This window comes from Pseudomonas sp. B21-009, from assembly GCF_024749345.1.
Taxonomy (GTDB): domain Bacteria; phylum Pseudomonadota; class Gammaproteobacteria; order Pseudomonadales; family Pseudomonadaceae; genus Aquipseudomonas.
Map to the genome: position 1 here is coordinate 1,315,358 of NZ_CP087199.1, position 17,006 is coordinate 1,332,363.

The 17,006-nt window shown below is 62.0% G+C and carries 17 protein-coding genes; 15 read left to right on the top strand and 2 right to left on the bottom strand.

The genetic code is table 11. The features are described 5' to 3' along the window. The first annotated feature begins 76 nt into the window (after nucleotides 1-76). The 7 genes from LOY34_RS05945 to ispD all read left to right on the top strand — a co-directional run bounded on the left by LOY34_RS05945 (nucleotide 77) and on the right by ispD (nucleotide 7,762). Nucleotides 77-1,024, top strand: a complete 948-nt coding sequence (locus LOY34_RS05945) for an acetyl-CoA carboxylase carboxyltransferase subunit alpha (protein ID WP_045193615.1) — start codon at nucleotides 77-79, stop codon at nucleotides 1,022-1,024. Nucleotides 1,025-1,130: 106 nt separating this feature from the next. Next, nucleotides 1,131-2,426 carry a tRNA lysidine(34) synthetase TilS gene (tilS, locus tag LOY34_RS05950; protein ID WP_195885830.1) on the top strand — a complete coding sequence of 432 codons (1,296 nt, stop codon included), beginning with the start codon at nucleotides 1,131-1,133 and terminating at the stop codon, nucleotides 2,424-2,426. 271 nt (nucleotides 2,427-2,697) lie between these two features. Then, nucleotides 2,698-4,326 carry a CTP synthase gene (locus LOY34_RS05955; protein WP_038996727.1) on the top strand — a complete coding sequence of 543 codons (1,629 nt, stop codon included), beginning with the start codon at nucleotides 2,698-2,700 and terminating at the stop codon, nucleotides 4,324-4,326. 3 nt (nucleotides 4,327-4,329) lie between these two features. Continuing rightward, complete coding sequence (kdsA, locus tag LOY34_RS05960; RefSeq protein WP_045193613.1) at nucleotides 4,330-5,175, top strand: 3-deoxy-8-phosphooctulonate synthase; 846 nt, start codon at nucleotides 4,330-4,332, stop codon at nucleotides 5,173-5,175. 153 nt (nucleotides 5,176-5,328) lie between these two features. Beyond that, nucleotides 5,329-6,618, top strand: coding sequence for a phosphopyruvate hydratase (gene eno, locus LOY34_RS05965; protein WP_045193612.1), 1,290 nt, complete (start codon nucleotides 5,329-5,331; stop codon nucleotides 6,616-6,618). Between the two features lie 161 nt (nucleotides 6,619-6,779). Further along, nucleotides 6,780-7,058 carry a cell division protein FtsB gene (gene ftsB / locus LOY34_RS05970; RefSeq protein WP_038996723.1) on the top strand — a complete coding sequence of 93 codons (279 nt, stop codon included), beginning with the start codon at nucleotides 6,780-6,782 and terminating at the stop codon, nucleotides 7,056-7,058. Beyond that, the gene (ispD, locus tag LOY34_RS05975) at nucleotides 7,055-7,762 is read left to right on the top strand and encodes a 2-C-methyl-D-erythritol 4-phosphate cytidylyltransferase (protein ID WP_045193610.1); all 708 of its coding nucleotides are present in this window, start codon (nucleotides 7,055-7,057) and stop codon (nucleotides 7,760-7,762) included. Before ftsB ends, ispD begins: the two co-directional genes overlap by 4 nt. Before the next feature lie 60 nt (nucleotides 7,763-7,822). Here ispD and LOY34_RS05980 read toward each other — a convergent pair whose 3' ends face one another. Further along, nucleotides 7,823-8,719 carry a LysR substrate-binding domain-containing protein gene (locus tag LOY34_RS05980; RefSeq protein WP_195885831.1) on the bottom strand — a complete coding sequence of 299 codons (897 nt, stop codon included), beginning with the start codon at nucleotides 8,717-8,719 and terminating at the stop codon, nucleotides 7,823-7,825. Between the two features lie 106 nt (nucleotides 8,720-8,825). On the opposite strand from LOY34_RS05980, the gene LOY34_RS05985 reads away from it, so the two are divergent. From LOY34_RS05985 to rpoS, 8 genes are all read left to right on the top strand, one after another. Further along, entirely contained in the window at nucleotides 8,826-9,938 is a 1,113-nt protein-coding gene (locus tag LOY34_RS05985; protein ID WP_045193608.1) for an S-(hydroxymethyl)glutathione dehydrogenase/class III alcohol dehydrogenase, read from the top strand. 8 nt (nucleotides 9,939-9,946) lie between these two features. Then, the gene (gene fghA / locus LOY34_RS05990; protein ID WP_093386654.1) at nucleotides 9,947-10,801 is read left to right on the top strand and encodes an S-formylglutathione hydrolase; all 855 of its coding nucleotides are present in this window, start codon (nucleotides 9,947-9,949) and stop codon (nucleotides 10,799-10,801) included. 71 nt (nucleotides 10,802-10,872) lie between these two features. Further along, complete coding sequence (gene ispF, locus LOY34_RS05995) at nucleotides 10,873-11,346, top strand: 2-C-methyl-D-erythritol 2,4-cyclodiphosphate synthase (protein WP_045193605.1); 474 nt, start codon at nucleotides 10,873-10,875, stop codon at nucleotides 11,344-11,346. Continuing rightward, the gene (gene truD / locus LOY34_RS06000; RefSeq protein WP_195885832.1) at nucleotides 11,346-12,404 is read left to right on the top strand and encodes a tRNA pseudouridine(13) synthase TruD; all 1,059 of its coding nucleotides are present in this window, start codon (nucleotides 11,346-11,348) and stop codon (nucleotides 12,402-12,404) included. Before ispF ends, truD begins: the two co-directional genes overlap by 1 nt. Further along, nucleotides 12,392-13,141, top strand: coding sequence for a 5'/3'-nucleotidase SurE (gene surE, locus LOY34_RS06005; RefSeq protein WP_093386651.1), 750 nt, complete (start codon nucleotides 12,392-12,394; stop codon nucleotides 13,139-13,141). The genes truD and surE overlap by 13 nt, the downstream gene beginning before the upstream one ends. Beyond that, entirely contained in the window at nucleotides 13,141-13,818 is a 678-nt protein-coding gene (locus tag LOY34_RS06010; protein WP_045193603.1) for a protein-L-isoaspartate(D-aspartate) O-methyltransferase, read from the top strand. Before surE ends, LOY34_RS06010 begins: the two co-directional genes overlap by 1 nt. A 179-nt stretch (nucleotides 13,819-13,997) precedes the next feature. Further along, nucleotides 13,998-14,897, top strand: coding sequence for a peptidoglycan DD-metalloendopeptidase family protein (locus tag LOY34_RS06015; protein ID WP_045193602.1), 900 nt, complete (start codon nucleotides 13,998-14,000; stop codon nucleotides 14,895-14,897). A gap of 106 nt (nucleotides 14,898-15,003) precedes the next feature. After that, the gene (gene rpoS / locus LOY34_RS06020; RefSeq protein WP_045193601.1) at nucleotides 15,004-16,011 is read left to right on the top strand and encodes an RNA polymerase sigma factor RpoS; all 1,008 of its coding nucleotides are present in this window, start codon (nucleotides 15,004-15,006) and stop codon (nucleotides 16,009-16,011) included. A gap of 533 nt (nucleotides 16,012-16,544) precedes the next feature. Here the strand turns inward: rpoS and fdxA are convergent. Beyond that, on the bottom strand, nucleotides 16,545-16,868 hold the full coding sequence (gene fdxA / locus LOY34_RS06025) for a ferredoxin FdxA (protein WP_010224804.1): 324 nt from the start codon (nucleotides 16,866-16,868) through the stop codon (nucleotides 16,545-16,547). Between the last annotated feature and the right edge of the window lie 138 nt (nucleotides 16,869-17,006).

Consider the following 17,006-nt stretch of genomic DNA (forward strand, 5'->3'; position numbering starts at 1 on the left):
CGCCTGATCCCTTAAGGTAGGGCGCCAAACGGATCAACCGGCCGGCCGCCTGGCCGTAGACCCAAGACGGATGCCTATGAACCCGAATTTTCTGGATTTCGAACAGCCGATTGCTGACCTGCAAGCCAAGATCGAAGAGCTGCGCCTGGTTGGCAATGACAACTCGCTGAACATCGGCGATGAGATCGCCCGTCTGCAAGACAAGAGCAGCACCCTGACCGAAAGCATTTTCGGCAACCTGACCAGCTGGCAGATCGCCCGCCTGGCCCGTCACCCGCGCCGTCCGTACACCCTGGACTACATCGAGCACATCTTCACCGAGTTCGACGAGCTGCACGGTGACCGTCACTTCTCCGACGACGCCGCGATTGTCGGTGGTATCGCCCGCCTGGACGACAAGCCGGTGATGGTCATCGGTCATCAGAAAGGCCGCGAAGTGCGCGAAAAGGTTCGCCGCAACTTCGGCATGCCGCGCCCGGAAGGCTACCGCAAGGCTTGCCGCCTGATGGAAATGGCCGAGCGTTTCAAGATGCCGATCCTGACCTTCATCGACACCCCGGGCGCTTACCCTGGCATCGACGCCGAAGAGCGCAACCAGAGCGAAGCCATTGCCTGGAACCTGCGGGTCATGGCCCGCCTGAAAACCCCGATCATCGCCACTGTAATTGGTGAAGGCGGTTCCGGCGGTGCACTGGCCATCGGTGTCTGCGACCAGCTGAACATGCTGCAGTATTCGACCTACTCGGTGATCTCGCCGGAAGGTTGCGCCTCGATCCTGTGGAAGACCGCCGAAAAGGCCTCCGACGCAGCCGAAGCCATGGGCATCACCGCCGAGCGCCTGAAAGGCCTGGGCATCGTCGACAAGGTTATCGCCGAGCCCCTGGGCGGCGCGCACCGTGATCCGGCAAAAATGTCCGCCACCGTTCGCGGCGAGCTGATCGAGCAACTGGACATGCTCAAGAAGTTCGACAACGACGCGCTGCTCAAGCGCCGCTATGACCGTCTGATGAGCTACGGGCTCTGATCTGACAATCGCGGGTCAAGCCCGCTCCCACAGGGCTCTAGGCAAACTGTGGGAGCGGGCTTGACCCGCGATCGAGCGCAAAGCGCTCGCAACCGGGTCGACGCTGATGATTGATCTTCACACCAAGCTGTCCCCCTGGCTCACCGCCCCCTCCTGGTGCATCGCCCTCTCCGGCGGCCTGGATTCCAGTGTCCTCCTGCACCTGCTGGCAAGCCTGTCCCGCCAGCAGCCAATACCGCCCATCCGCGCGATTCACATCCACCACGGCCTGCAGGCTGCGGCAGACGCCTGGCCGGCGCATTGTCAGCGCCTGTGCGACGCCCTGGGCGTTGAACTGCAGATCATTCGGGTCAAGGTCGCCCCTGGCGCCAGCATTGAGCAGGGCGCCCGTGACGCGCGTTACGCCGCCTTTACCGCTGCCTTGCATCCCGGCGAAATCCTGTTGACCGGCCAGCACCGCGAAGACCAGGCCGAAACCTTGCTGTTTCGCCTGTTGCGCGGCGCCGGCCTGCGCGGCCTGGGCGCCATGCCCGGGCAGCGGCCGCTAGGGCAGGGCATGTTGCTGCGGCCGTTGCTGGGTGTTTCGCGTAAAGACCTGCAGGCGTACGCCAAGGCTCAGCAGTTGAGCTGGATCGAAGACCCGTCCAACACCGATACGCAATTCTCGCGCAACTACCTGCGCCACCAGGTGTTCCCGGCACTGCTGCAGCGCTGGCCGCAGGCCGCGCAAAACCTCGCGCGCAGCGCCGAGCACTTGAGCGAAGCCCAGGGCCTGCTCGATGAACTGGCGCAGGACGACCTGGTCCGGGCCGCGACCCCGGCAGCGTTCGACTGGCTTGGCCTGGACTCGCTCGACCTCGAGGTGCTGCGCGAGCTATCCCCGGCGCGCCAGCGCAACGCCCTGCAATATTGGCTGGCGCCGCGCACGCGCTTGCCCGACAGCCGCCACTGGGCAGGCTGGGAGGCCCTGCGCGATGCGGCATCCGACGGACGGCCACTGTGGCAACTGACCGACGGCCAATTGCACCGCGCCGCTGGCCGTATCTGGTGGCTGGCCGGTGACTGGCTGATGCCTGCAGGTGGCCGGCAGGTCTGGGCTGACCCGCACAAAGCACTGACCTTGAGCCACAACGGCAGTGTCAGCCTCAGCGGCACGTTGCCGCAGGGCCCCTTGCACATTGCCTACCGCCAGGGCGGCGAAACCCTGGCAATTGCCGGCCGCGGCCAGCGCGACTTGAAGCGCCTGCTCAACGAGGCGCAACTGCCGTCATTCGCCCGTTCGCGCCTGCCGTTGCTGTATTGCGCCGGGCAATTGCTGGCGGTCGCTAACCTGCCGGGGCTGAGCCAGGGCGACTGGCAATTGCATTGGCATGCGCCGACGAGCGAGCAAGGTTTGAGATGAAAGGCACATTCGGGTAGACTACGCTCCCTTCTTGATACAGCTTCTGTGGCTTCCCCGAAATCACAGCAGTTGCCGATTACCAAGCAGTTTTTTGCTGGGCGATTCTAAAAATGTTTAGCGAGCTCCTAACCGGGTATCCAACCCCCGGTGTGACCAGACGCGGCAGTTTTTTAAAATGCACTGTGATTGACGCAGGTGATCGGGGGCTTCGGCCTTCCTTCGCTTTCCCCGGCGGCACTGACCGCTTTAACGCAGACTTCTAGGGTTTTTCATGACGCGCTACATATTCGTCACGGGCGGTGTTGTTTCTTCATTGGGGAAAGGCATTGCCTCGGCTTCATTGGCGGCCATCCTGGAGGCGCGGGGGCTCAAGGTCACCATGCTCAAGCTGGACCCGTACATCAACGTCGACCCGGGCACCATGAGCCCGTTCCAGCACGGTGAAGTGTTCGTCACCCATGACGGCGCCGAGACCGACCTGGACCTGGGCCACTACGAGCGGTTCATCCGCACGACCATGACCCAGAACAACAACTTCACCACCGGCCGTATCTACGAGCACGTGCTGCGCAAAGAGCGCCGTGGTGATTACCTGGGCGCGACCATCCAGGTCATTCCGCACATCACCGACGAGATCAAGCGCCGCATCATCAAGGGTGCCGGCGACGCCGACGTGGCCCTGGTGGAAATCGGCGGTACCGTGGGTGACATCGAGTCGCAACCGTTCCTCGAGGCTATCCGTCAGCTGCGCGTCGAAGTGGGCTCCAAGCGCGCCATGCTGATGCACCTGACCCTGGTGCCGTACATCGCCACCGCTGGCGAGACCAAGACCAAGCCAACCCAGCACTCGGTCAAGGAGCTGCGCTCCATCGGCCTGCAGCCAGACGTGCTGATCTGCCGCTCCGACCATCCGGTGGATGTCTCCTCGCGCCGCAAGATCGCCCTGTTCACCAACGTCGAAGAGCGTGCGGTGATTTCCCTGGAAGACGTCGACACCATCTACAAGATCCCGGCCGTACTGCACGCCCAGGGCCTGGATGACTTCGTCGTCGAGCGTTTCGGCCTGCAATGCAACGGTGCCGACCTGTCCGAGTGGGAAAAGGTCGTCGACGCCAAGCTCAACCCCGAGCACGAAGTCACCATCGCCATGGTCGGCAAGTACATGGAGCTGCTGGACGCCTACAAGTCGCTGATCGAAGCGATGAGCCATGCCGGCATCCAGAACCGCACCAAGGTCAACCTGCGCTACATCGACTCCGAAGACATCGAGAACCAGGGCACCAGCCTGCTCGAAGGCGCCGATGCGATCCTGGTTCCAGGCGGTTTCGGCCTGCGTGGCGTCGAAGGCAAGATCACTGCCGTGCAATATGCTCGCGAGAACAAGGTCCCGTACCTGGGTATCTGCCTGGGCATGCAGGTGGCGGTCATCGAATTCGCCCGTAACGTCATGGGCTGGAAAGACGCCAACTCCACCGAGTTCGATCGCAACAGCGGTCACCCGGTCGTCGGCCTGATCACCGAGTGGGAAGATGCCACCGGCGCAGTCGAAACCCGTACCGAAGCCTCGGACCTGGGCGGCACCATGCGTCTGGGCGCCCAGGAATGCCAGCTGGCAAGCGGCTCCAAGGTTCACGACTGCTACGCCAAGGACGTGATCGTCGAGCGTCATCGTCATCGCTACGAAGTGAACAACAACCTGCTGCCACAACTGGTCGAAGCCGGCCTGAAAGTCTCCGGTCGTTCCGGTGACGGCGCGCTGGTCGAAGTGGTCGAGTCCCAGGATCATCCATGGTTCGTCGCTTGCCAGTTCCACCCGGAGTTCACCTCGACCCCGCGTGACGGCCATCCGCTGTTCAGCGGCTTCGTCAAGGCGGCACTGGCTCAAAAGAACAAGGCCTGATTCATGACCCAGAAGATCATTCGCGTCGGTAACATCGAGATCGCCAACGACAAGCCGTTCGTCCTGTTCGGCGGCATGAACGTGCTGGAATCCCGTGACCTGGCCATGAAGGTCTGTGAAGAGTACGTGCGGGTTACCGAGAAACTCGGTATCCCTTACGTGTTCAAGGCCAGCTTCGACAAGGCTAACCGTTCGTCGATCAACTCCTACCGTGGCCCTGGCCTGGAAGAGGGGATGAAGATCTTCGAAGAGATCAAGAAGACCTTCAACGTGCCGGTCATCACCGACGTGCACGAGCCAGAACAGGCTGCTGCGGTGGCCAAGGTCTGCGACATCATCCAGTTGCCGGCCTTCCTCTCGCGCCAGACCGACCTGGTGGTGGCCATGGCCAAGACCGGCGCGGTGATCAACATCAAGAAAGCCCAGTTCCTCGCACCCCAGGAAATGAAACACATCCTGACCAAGTGCGAAGAGGCCGGTAACGATCAGTTGATCCTCTGCGAGCGTGGTTCAAGCTTCGGTTACAACAACCTGGTGGTGGACATGCTCGGCTTCGGCATCATGAAGCAGTTCGAGTACCCGGTGTTCTTCGACGTCACCCACTCCCTGCAGATGCCGGGTGGTCGCGCCGATTCCGCCGGTGGTCGCCGCGCCCAGGTCACCGACCTGGCCAAGGCAGGCCTGAGCCAGGGCCTGGCCGGCCTGTTCCTCGAGGCGCATCCGGATCCGGACAACGCCAAGTGTGACGGTCCTTGCGCCCTGCGCCTGGACAAACTGGAGCCTTTCCTGGCCCAGCTCAAGCAACTTGATGACCTGGTGAAGAGTTTTCCGACGGTAGAAACCGCGTAATCCTCGATTCTCCGGTAAAGTACCCCCCGTTCAACCTCTGACCCTCGGGTCAGGGGTCTGCTTTCGCCGGGCCTGCCTGTTTCAAATTGCCCGGCGAGCGGCAAGATTTTTCTCAGCTGCGTTGTTTTCGTCAATTCTGGAGTGCTTACAACAATGGCAAAAATCGTCGACATCAAAGGTCGTGAAGTTCTCGATTCGCGTGGTAACCCTACCGTAGAAGCGGACGTGCTGCTCGACAACGGCATCATCGGCAGCGCCTGCGCGCCGTCCGGTGCTTCCACTGGCTCGCGCGAAGCGCTGGAGCTGCGTGATGGCGACAAGAGCCGTTACATGGGCAAGGGCGTACTCAAGGCAGTTGCCAACATCAACGGCCCGATCCGCGACCTGCTGCTGGGCAAGGACCCGGTTGACCAGAAAGCCCTCGACCGCGCCATGATCGAACTGGACGGTACCGAGAACAAGGCCAAGCTGGGCGCCAACGCCATCCTCGCCGTGTCCCTGGCTGCCGCCAAGGCCGCCGCCCAGGACCAGGACCTGCCGCTGTACGCGCACATCGCCAACCTCAACGGCACCCCAGGCCAGTACTCGATGCCGGTTCCGATGATGAACATCATCAACGGCGGCGAGCACGCCGACAACAACGTCGACATCCAGGAGTTCATGGTTCAGCCGGTTGGCGCCAAGACCTTCTCCGACGCGCTGCGCATGGGCACCGAGATTTTCCATCACCTCAAGGCTGTGCTGAAGGCCCGTGGCCTGAACACCGCTGTCGGTGACGAAGGTGGTTTCGCGCCTAACCTGGCATCCAACGAAGACGCGCTGTCGGCCATCGCCGAAGCCATCGCCAACGCCGGTTACAAGCTGGGCACCGACGTGACCCTGGCCCTGGACTGCGCGGCCAGCGAGTTCTACGAAGATGGCAAGTACAACCTGTCCGGCGAAGGCAAGTCGTTCGACGCCGAAGGTTTTGCCGACTACCTCAAAGGCTTGACCGAGCGCTTCCCGATCATCTCGATCGAAGACGGCCTGGACGAGTCCGACTGGGCTGGCTGGAAGATCCTCACCGACAAGATCGGCGCCAAGGTGCAACTGGTCGGTGACGACCTGTTCGTGACCAACACCAAGATCTTGAAAGAAGGCATCGACAAGAGCATCGCCAACTCGATCCTGATCAAGTTCAACCAGATCGGCTCGCTGACCGAAACCCTGGAAGCCATCCAGATGGCCAAGGCTGCCGGTTACACCGCGGTAATCTCGCACCGTTCGGGCGAAACCGAAGATTCGACCATTGCCGACCTGGCCGTGGGTACCGCTGCCGGCCAGATCAAGACCGGTTCGCTGTGCCGTTCCGACCGCGTCTCCAAGTACAACCAACTGCTGCGTATCGAAGAGCAACTGGGCAGCAAGGCTGTGTACCGTGGCCGTGCCGAGTTTCGCGGCTAAGCAAGAGATGGTAAAAAGACCGCAGCAAAGCGGCGCCGAACGGTCATACTGATCGTTCAGAAGCCCTTGCTGCAGGTGTCTGAACACAAAGCCTGGCTTCGGCCAGGCTTCGTGCCATCAGCGACCTGCAGATGTGGCGGTCTTTTCCACTGGATACCCTGATGCGCAGTCCTTATTGGTTGTTCCTCGTCTTGCTCCTGCTGCTCGGTGGCCTGCAGTATCGTCTGTGGGTGGGCAATGGCAGCCTGGCCCAGGTCACCGAACTCAAGCAACAGATCGCTGACCAGCACGCTGAAAACGAGCGTTTGCTGGAGCGTAACCGTGTGCTTGATGCCGAGGTACTGGAGTTGAAGAAAGGTATGGAAACCGTCGAAGAACGGGCTCGCCACGAACTGGGTATGGTCAAGGAGGGCGAAACCCTCTACCAGCTTGCCCAATGAACCCGACCTTGCCGGCCTTCTGGGCCGTGATTCCCGCCGCGGGTGTTGGTGCCCGCATGGCTGCCGACCGTCCCAAGCAGTACCTGCAGTTGGGCGGGCAGACCATTCTCGAGCATAGCCTCGACTGTTTTCTTGACCATCCCTGCGTCAAAGGGGTGGTGGTCAGCGTTGCCGCTGACGATCCCTACTGGCCCGGTTTGCGCTGCGCCAGCGATCCACGCATCCAGCGTGCCGAAGGCGGCCAGGAACGTGCCGATTCGGTGCTCAATGCCTTGTTGCTGCTGCACGCCCAGGGCGCGGCGGACAGCGACTGGGTGCTGGTGCACGACGCCGCGCGGCCGAACCTGGCCCGCAGCGACCTCGACCGCTTGCTCGCAGAGCTTGCCGATGACCCGGTGGGTGGACTGCTGGCGGTGCCGGCACGCGATACCCTCAAGCGCGCCGATGCCAACGGCCGGGTCAGCAGCACAATCGACCGCAGTACCGTGTGGCAGGCCTACACGCCACAGATGTTCCGTCTCGGTGCCTTGCACCGGGCCCTGGCCGACAGCCTGGTGGCCGACGTGGCGATTACCGACGAGTCATCGGCCATCGAATGGGCCGGGCAGGCGCCGCGCCTGATCGAAGGGCGCAGCGACAACATCAAGGTCACCCGCCCCGAAGACCTCGAGTGGCTGCGCCAGCGCTGGGCCAAGCGCGGTTGAGCACTCTTCGCGGGGTAAGCCCGCTCCTACAGTAGGAGCGGGCTTGCCCCGCGATGCTTTTCAGGCACCTCGATACTCAGGCAAACTCGCCAACCCCTCACGCAAATAGTCCACCAGCTTGCGTACTTTCGGCGACAGATGCCGCTGTTGCGGATACAGCGCCCACACCGCGGTATTGGGCGGTTGATGCGCTTCCAGCAGTGACACCAGCGCGCCGGTTTTGAGGTGTTCAAGCACGTAGTAGTCCGGCAACTGGCACAAGCCCATCCCTTGCAGCGCCGCGTCCAGCACTGCCTGGCCGCTGTTGCAGCGCCAGTTGCCCTGAACCCGCTGGCCGATCTCCCGCCCGTCCAGTTGCAGCGCCCAGTTGTCGGAGCTGCCGATCAGGCAGTTGTGCCGCGCCAGCTCCGACAGGCTGTGCGGGCGGCCGTAGCGTTCCAGATACGCAGGTGACGCGCACAGGTACATGCGCCGCGGCGCCAGGCGCGTGGCCACCAGCCGCGAGTCCTGCAAACGGCCCAGGCGAATGGCCAGGTCCATGCCCTCATGCACCAGGTCCAGCGGGCGGTTGCTCAGTTCGATGTCCACGCGCAGTTGCGGATAGGCGGCCATGAAGCGCGTCACCAGCGGCACAATGAAGCGCTCACCGTAGGCCACGGCGCAAGTCATGCGCAGCAGCCCTTTGGGCTCGCTGGTCAGGTCGCCCATGGCGCGCAGGGCTTCTTCGCGGCCGTCCTGCAGGCGCTGGCAATGCTGCAAGAAGGTCTGCCCGGCTTCGCTCAGGGTCACCCGCCGGGTGCTGCGGTACAGCAAGCGGGTTTGCAGGCGTTCTTCCAGGCGGGCGATCTGCCGGCTGACGTGGGACGACGACACCCCGAGGCGTTCGGCGGCGGCGGTGAACTGCCCGGCTTCGGCGACGGCCACGAATTCGTCGATACCCTCCCACAGATTGCTCATTGATTATCCCTGTGCAGCAATAATGTTTTGTCTTTGCCTGGATTATTCATCAAATATCGATGAATTACACTGCAAGCCTGAACTGACCCCTTGCTGGAGAAGATTGATGATCAAGTCCCGTGCCGCCGTTGCCTTCGAGGCCAAGAAACCGCTGGAGATCGTCGAAGTCGACGTGGCCATGCCCAAGGCCGGCGAGGTGCTGCTGCGCGTGGTCGCCAGCGGCGTCTGCCATACCGATGCCTACACCCTGTCGGGCGCCGACCCGGAAGGCATCTTCCCGTCGATCCTCGGCCACGAGGGCGGCGCCATCGTCGAAGCCATCGGTGAGGGCGTGACCTCGGTTGCCGTTGGCGATCATGTGATCCCGCTGTACACCCCCGAGTGCGGCCAGTGCAAATTCTGCCGCTCCGGCAAGACCAACCTGTGCCAGGCCATCCGCGCCACCCAGGGCAAGGGCCTGATGCCCGACGGCAGCACGCGCTTCTCCTACAAGGGCCAGCAGTTGTTCCACTACATGGGCACCTCGACTTTTTCCGAGTACACCGTGCTGCCGGAAATCTCCGTGGCCAAGATCCAGAAAGAAGCCCCGCTGGAAAAGGTCTGCCTGCTCGGTTGCGGCGTAACCACCGGTATCGGCGCGGTGCTCAACACCGCCAAGGTCAAGCCGGGCGATACCGTGGCCATCTTCGGCCTGGGCGGCATAGGCCTGTCGGCGATCATCGGTGCGGTGAAGGCCAAGGCTTCGCGGATCATTGCCGTGGACATCAACCCGAGCAAGTTCGAGATCGCCAAACAGCTGGGTGCCACCGACTGCGTCAACCCGAAAGACTACGACCGTCCGATCCAGGAAGTGATCGTCGATCTCACCGATGGTGGCGTCGACTTCTCGTTCGAGTGCGTGGGTAACGTGCAACTGATGCGTGCGGCGCTGGAATGCTGTCACAAGGGCTGGGGCGAGTCGGTGATCATCGGCGTTGCCGGTGCCGGCCAGGAAATTTCCACCCGTCCGTTCCAGCTGGTGACTGGCCGGGTCTGGCGCGGTTCGGCCTTCGGTGGCGTGCGTGGCCGCAGCGAGCTGCCAAGCTACGTGGAAATGTCGGAAAAAGGCGAAATCCCGTTGGATACCTTCATCACCCACACCATGGGCCTGGAAGACATCAACAAGGCATTCGACCTGATGCACGAAGGCAAGAGCATTCGCAGCGTCATCCACTTCTGAGGTCTGCCATGAGCCTGGAAAACATCTCTTGCCAGAAGAGCTTCGGCGGCTGGCATAAACGCTACCGCCATCGCTCCCAGGTGCTCGGCTGCGACATGGTGTTTGCCGTGTACCTGCCGCCGCAGGCCGAGCAGGGCGGCAAGCTGCCGGTCCTGTACTGGTTGAGCGGCCTGACCTGCACCGACGAGAATTTCATGCAAAAGGCCGGTGCGCACAAGCTGGCTGCCGAGCTTGGCTTGATCATCGTCGCCCCCGACACCAGCCCGCGCGGGCCGCAGGTGCCGGCTGATCCTGATGGCGCCTGGGACTTCGGCCTTGGGGCCGGGTTCTACCTCAACGCCACCGAGCAGCCGTGGGCCCAGCACTACCGCATGCACGACTATGTGGTGGAGGAATTGCCGGCATTGGTCGAGGCGCATTTCCCGGCCTCAAGTCAGCGCGGTATCAGCGGTCATTCCATGGGCGGCCATGGTGCGCTGGTGTGCGCTTTGCGCAACCCGGGGCGTTACCGTTCGGTGTCGGCGTTCGCGCCGATCAGCAACCCGATGGATTGCCCGTGGGGGCAGAAGGCCTTCAGTCGCTACCTGGGTGAGGACCGGGCGCGCTGGCGCGAGTGGGATGCCAGCGTGTTGCTCGCCGAGGCTGGCGAGCGCTTGCCGCTGCTGGTCGACCAGGGCGATCGCGATGATTTTCTCGACAACCAGCTCAAGCCGCAGGTGCTCGAGCAGGCGGCCAGGGCGGCGGGTCATCCGCTGACCTTGCGCCTGCAACCGGGCTATGACCACAGCTACTACTTCATTGCCAGCTTCATCGATGACCACTTGCGGCATCATGCCGCAGCGCTGATAGGCCCGGGTAACTGATCCTACAAATCAAGCCCAAGCGCCGGCAAAGCAGGTAGAATCACGCCCTGACTCAATCAGGGCGTTTTTTTATGCGTATTGGCCACGGCTACGATGTGCACCGCTTCGCGGAAGGCGATTTCATCACCTTGGGTGGGGTGCGCATTGCGCACAAGTTCGGGCTGCTGGCCCATTCCGATGGCGACGTCGTCTTGCATGCCCTGAGCGATGCCCTGCTTGGCGCTGCGGCGCTGGGCGATATCGGCAAGCATTTCCCCGACACCGATCCGCAGTTCAAGGGCGCCGACAGTCGCGTGCTGCTGCGCCACGTGGTGCAGATCGTTCAGGCCAAGGGCTGGAAGGTCGGTAACATCGACGCCACCATCGTTGCCCAGGCACCGAAGATGGCCCCGCATATCGACACCATGCGCCAGTTGATCGCCCAGGACCTGCAGGTCGAGCTGGATCAGGTCAACGTCAAGGCCACCACCACCGAAAAGCTTGGTTTTACCGGGCGTGAGGAAGGCATCGCGGTTCACGCCGTTGCCCTGTTGCTGCCGGCATGATGAGCGAACTCGAACTGCTCGGCCCGCGTGCTGCGGGCCAAGCGCTGGGCAGCGCAATTCTCAAGGCCAGCGCCGAAGACTTCCAGGTCGATGAAGTACTCGACATTCCCCTCAGCGGCAGCGGTGAGCACCTGTGGCTGTGGGTCGAAAAACGTGACCTCAACACCGAAGAGGCTGCCCGTCGCCTGGCCCGCGCCGCCGGCGTGCCGCTGCGCAGCATCAGCTACGCCGGCCTCAAGGACCGCCAGGCGCTGACCCGCCAGTGGTTCAGCCTGCACCTGCCGGGCAAGGCCGACCCGGACCTGAGCGCCGCCGAAAACCAAACCCTGAGCATCCTCAAGCAGACCCGCCACTCACGCAAGCTGCAGCGCGGCGCGCATTCGGCCAACGGCTTCACCTTGCGCCTCACTGGCCTCAAGGCTGAACGTGCGGCGCTGGATGCACGGCTTGAGCAAATCCGTAGCCAGGGCGTGCCTAACTACTTTGGCACCCAGCGCTTTGGTCACGACGGCGGCAATGTCCACGACGCCCGTGAGTGGGCCAACCGCCAGGCCTTGCCTGAGCAGCGCAACGTTCGTTCGCGGCTGCTCTCCAGCGCCCGCAGCTACTTGTTCAACCAGGTGCTGGCCGCACGTGTCGCCGACGGCAGTTGGCAGCAGGCACAGGTCGGTGACCTGCTGGCGTTTACCGACAGCCGCAGCTTTTTTCCGGCGGGTGAGGCTGAATGTTCCGATCCGCGCCTGGCAATTCTCGACCTGCACCCCACCGGCCCGCTATGGGGCGAGGGGCAGTCCGGCGCCAGCGGCGCGGCTGGTGAACTCGAGCAACGTATCGGTGAACAGCATGGCGCCTTGTGCCAATGGCTGGCGCGGGCGGGCATGAGTCACGAACGACGCATTCTGCGACTGCCCATAAGCGGGCTGACGTGGCATTATCCCGAGCCTGATATCCTGCAACTGGAATTCGTCCTTCCGGCCGGATGCTTCGCCACCGTGGTGGTGCGCGAGCTTGTTGATCTGGTGCCGGCAGGGCAGACGGACAGCCCATGCGTATTCTGATTTCGAACGACGACGGGGTTACCGCACCCGGTCTCGCCGCGCTGCATGCTGCGCTGGCGGATTATGCCGAATGTGTGGTGATCGCCCCGGACCAGGACAAAAGCGGCGCCAGCAGCTCGCTGACGCTCGACCGGCCGCTGTGTCCGCAAACCCTGGCCAATGGTTTTATCAGCCTCAACGGCACGCCGACCGATTGCGTCCACCTGGGCCTCAACGGCCTGCTGCCGACCCCTCCGGACATGGTGGTGTCGGGGATCAACCTGGGCGCCAACCTTGGCGATGATGTGCTGTATTCCGGCACCGTGGCTGCTGCGCTTGAGGGCCGTTTTCTCGGCGGTACCTCGTTTGCCTTCTCGTTGCTCTCGCGCCTGCCCGACAACCTGCCGACGGCTGCCTACTTCGCCCGCAAGCTGGTCGAGGCTCATGCCAGCCTCGAGCTGCCGCCTCGTACGGTGCTCAACGTCAATATCCCCAACCTGCCGCTGGAACACATCCGCGGCATCCAGTTGACCCGCCTGGGCCATCGCGCCCGCGCTGCGGCACCGACCAAGGTGGTCAATCCGCGGGGCAAGGAGGGCTACTGGATCGCCGTGGCCGGCGATGCCGAAGATGGCGGCCCGGGGACCGATTTCCACGCGGTGATGCAGGGCTATGTCTCGATCACTCCGCTGCAGCTCGACCGGACCTTCAATGATGCCTTCGAGCGCCTCGACGGCTGGCTGGAGGGCTTACTCTGATGCGCGAACAGGATGATCTGATGCGCCACGGTATCGGTTTTACCTCTGAGCGAACCCGCGAACGGCTGATCAAGCGCCTGATCGAGGAAGGGGTCTCGAACCCCAAGGTGATCGAGGTACTGCGCCGCACGCCTCGGCACCTGTTCGTCGATGAAGCCCTGGCCCACCGTGCCTACGAAGACACGGCGTTGCCAATCGGCAATAACCAGACCATCTCCCAGCCGTTCATGGTCGCGCACATGAGCGAGCTGCTGCTCGAAGCCGGTCCCCTGGACAAGGTGCTGGAGATCGGCACCGGTTCCGGCTACCAGACCGCAATTCTTGCGCAACTGGTCGAACGAGTGTTTTCCGTCGAGCGTATCAAGGTCCTGCAGGACCGCGCCAAGGAACGCCTGATCGAGCTGAACCTGCGCAACGTGGTGTTCCGTTGGGGCGATGGTTGCGAAGGCTGGCCGGCACTTGCGCCTTACAACGGCATCATCGTCACTGCGGTCGCGCCCGAGGTGCCTCAGGCCCTGCTCGACCAGCTCGCCCCGGGCGGGCGCATGGTCATACCGGTGGGGCCGGCCGGTGAAACCCAGCAGTTGATGCTGATCGTGCGCGAAGAACACGGCTTCTCGCGACGGGTGCTGGGCGCCGTGCGTTTTGTGCCGTTGCTCACCGGGCCACTGGCCTGACCGGGCTTTTTTTTCGCCCGGGCGAATTTCGGCGGCATTGCCCTGTCTATCTGGCGGGCTACCATAGTCTGTTACAGATCACGTTTAGCAATGGCCAGACGTCCGCATGGCGGCGCGCTCGGGTATAATTGCAACAATATTGCATTTTTTACATCGGTCACCATTAGAGGGAGCGGCGGGTGGGTCACACAAACATTCGGCAGCGCAAGGATCCATCGAGCTTCAAGCTTCTGCTGATTGCACTGGCCGTGGGTACGCTGGTGACGGGGTGCTCGAGCACGTCTTCCAACAGCGTCCGGGTGGTCGATCGCAACAACGCCGCGCCCAAACGCCCTGTGGTCACCACCGGTCAATATCTGGTGCGCCCCGGCGACACGCTGTTCTCCATCGCCTTTCGCTATGGCTGGGACTACAAGGCCCTGGCCGCGCGCAACGGTATCGCTGCGCCGTATACCATTCGTCCGGGCCAGGCGATCCGTTTCGATGGTCGCTCCAGTGGTCCGGCGCCAGTCGTCGGCACCACCGTGGTCACCAGCTCGCCATCTTCTTCAAGCAAGACCACCATCATCAAGCGTCCGCTGGACAGCTCCGGCAAACCAATAACGCCGCCGCCCACCACCGCGCCTGCAAGCACGCCAAACACCGTGCCGGTTGCCCCGGTGGCGACTACCACAGCACCCGTGCAAGTGCCCCCCGCAGGGCGCTCCACGGCCGGCTGGGCCTGGCCGGCCAACGGCGTGCTGATTGGAAAATTTGCTTCAAACGGTAGTTTGAATAAAGGCATTGATATCGCCGGTGATTTGGGACAGCCTGTTTTTGCTGCATCTGATGGTTCAGTTGTCTACGCCGGGAGTGGCTTGCGGGGCTACGGCGAGTTGGTAATCATCAAGCACAACGATACCTACGTCAGTGCCTACGGCCACAACCGCAGGCTTTTGGTTCGGGAGGGACAGCAGGTCAAGGTAGGGCAGACAATTGCCGAAATGGGGTCCACGGGCACAGACCGGGTGAAGCTTCATTTTGAAATTCGCCGCCAGGGCAAACCTGTCGATCCGCTGCAATTCCTGCCACGTCGTTGATTGCTAGGCCCGGCCTGTTCCTCGCGTAGAGGGGACAGGCTCCAGCGCTGCCAGGGATAAAGGCGCCGCTCGAGTCTGAGTTCGAACTCAGCAAAGGACTATAACAATGGCTCTCAGTAAAGAAGTGCCGGAGTTTGACATCGACGATGAGGTTCTCCTGATGGAGACCGGCATTGTTTTGGAAACGGATGTGATGTCAGACGAACCTGCTGTACCTACGGTTCGGACCAAGGCTAAACAGAGCGCTACGCTCAAACAGCACAAGTACATCGACTATACTCGGGCACTTGATGCAACCCAGCTTTACCTCAATGAAATCGGCTTCTCGCCATTGCTCTCTCCGGAAGAAGAAGTGCACTTTGCGCGCCTGTCGCAACGTGGTGATCCGGCCGGGCGCAAGCGCATGATCGAAAGCAACCTGCGCCTGGTGGTTAAAATCGCCCGGCGTTATGTCAACCGGGGGCTTTCGCTGCTCGACCTGATCGAAGAAGGCAACCTCGGCCTGATTCGGGCGGTCGAGAAGTTCGACCCGGAACGCGGCTTCCGTTTTTCTACCTACGCCACCTGGTGGATTCGGCAGACCATCGAACGGGCGATCATGAACCAGACCCGTACCATCCGCTTGCCCATTCACGTGGTCAAGGAACTCAACGTCTACCTGCGCGCCGCCCGCGAACTGACCCAGAAGCTCGATCACGAACCGTCCCCGGAAGAGATCGCCACCCTGCTGGAAAAACCGGTCGGCGAGGTCAAGCGCATGCTTGGGCTCAACGAGCGGGTATCGTCGGTGGACGTGTCCCTGGGGCCGGATTCGGATAAAACCCTGCTCGATACCCTGACCGACGACCGTCCCACTGATCCGTGCGAGCTGCTTCAGGATGACGATCTGTCCCAGAGCATCGACCAGTGGCTCAGCGAGCTGACCGACAAGCAGCGCGAGGTAGTGATTCGCCGCTTCGGCCTGCGCGGTCATGAAAGCAGTACGCTGGAAGATGTCGGCCTGGAAATCGGCCTGACCCGGGAACGGGTGCGGCAGATCCAGGTAGAGGGCCTCAAGCGCCTGCGTGAGATCCTCGAAAAGAATGGCCTGTCCAGCGAGTCGCTGTTTCAGTAACGCCAGCGAAATCGTTGTGAAGAACGCCCCGACATGTCGGGGCGTTTTTGCATCTGCAGAACAGCGGTTTACCCGTGAACGGCTTCCCGATGGCGGTCTGGAAACATTCGGGTTTGGGCGCGATCCGATGGCGATGTTGGTACTGTTCTAGTTCATGTAAGCCATCGCTTACTCGTTGTGTAAGCCTTGGCTGTACGCTGTAGTAAATCGTTGTCGTTTTCAGTGTGCGCTTTTGTTTAAACTATTGATATATATAGGTTTTTTTGTTTGTGACAGTACGGTTACCGCAGCTTTTTGAGAGCTTTGTGCTGTTGTGGTAAATCTTGGAAGCGCTAATATTTGTCCTGTGTCTACGGACTGACACAGGCTCTCAAGGATGAAAGCCAAGGACATCGCAGGATGCGATTCATCAGGATGATGAAAGGGAACAAAGGGACTACGGAAAAAATGTGGGCGGGTCAAACCGCCCCTTTTTTTTGCCCGCAACAAACATTAAAAAAGGCCCTCGAAGGGCCTTTTTTGTTGATCCGCGATTAGCGCTCGAGATCGGCGATCTTGCCTGGCTTGCCATCCCACTCGGCGGCATCTGGCAACGAATCTTTCTTTTCGGTGATGTTCGGCCAGATTTCCGCCAGCTCGGCATTGAGCTCGATGAAGTTCTCCATGCCGGCAGGCACTTCGTCTTCCGAGAAAATGGCGACGGCGGGGCATTCAGGCTCGCACAGTGCACAGTCGATGCACTCGTCCGGGTGAATGACCAGGAAGTTCGGGCCTTCGTAGAAGCAGTCCACCGGACAGACTTCTACGCAGTCGGTGTACTTGCACTTGATGCAGTTGTCGGTGACGACGAAGGTCATTTCTAATTCTCTCCTCAGGCGACGGCAGCGGTGCCCCTCCAGACAGGGCCGCTCGGTTTGGTTGTTCGGCTGCAGGCCAGGCTAGTAACCTGCAGCGCCGCCAAACCGCGCGGGATTCTATCAGCTTGTGCGGGCGCG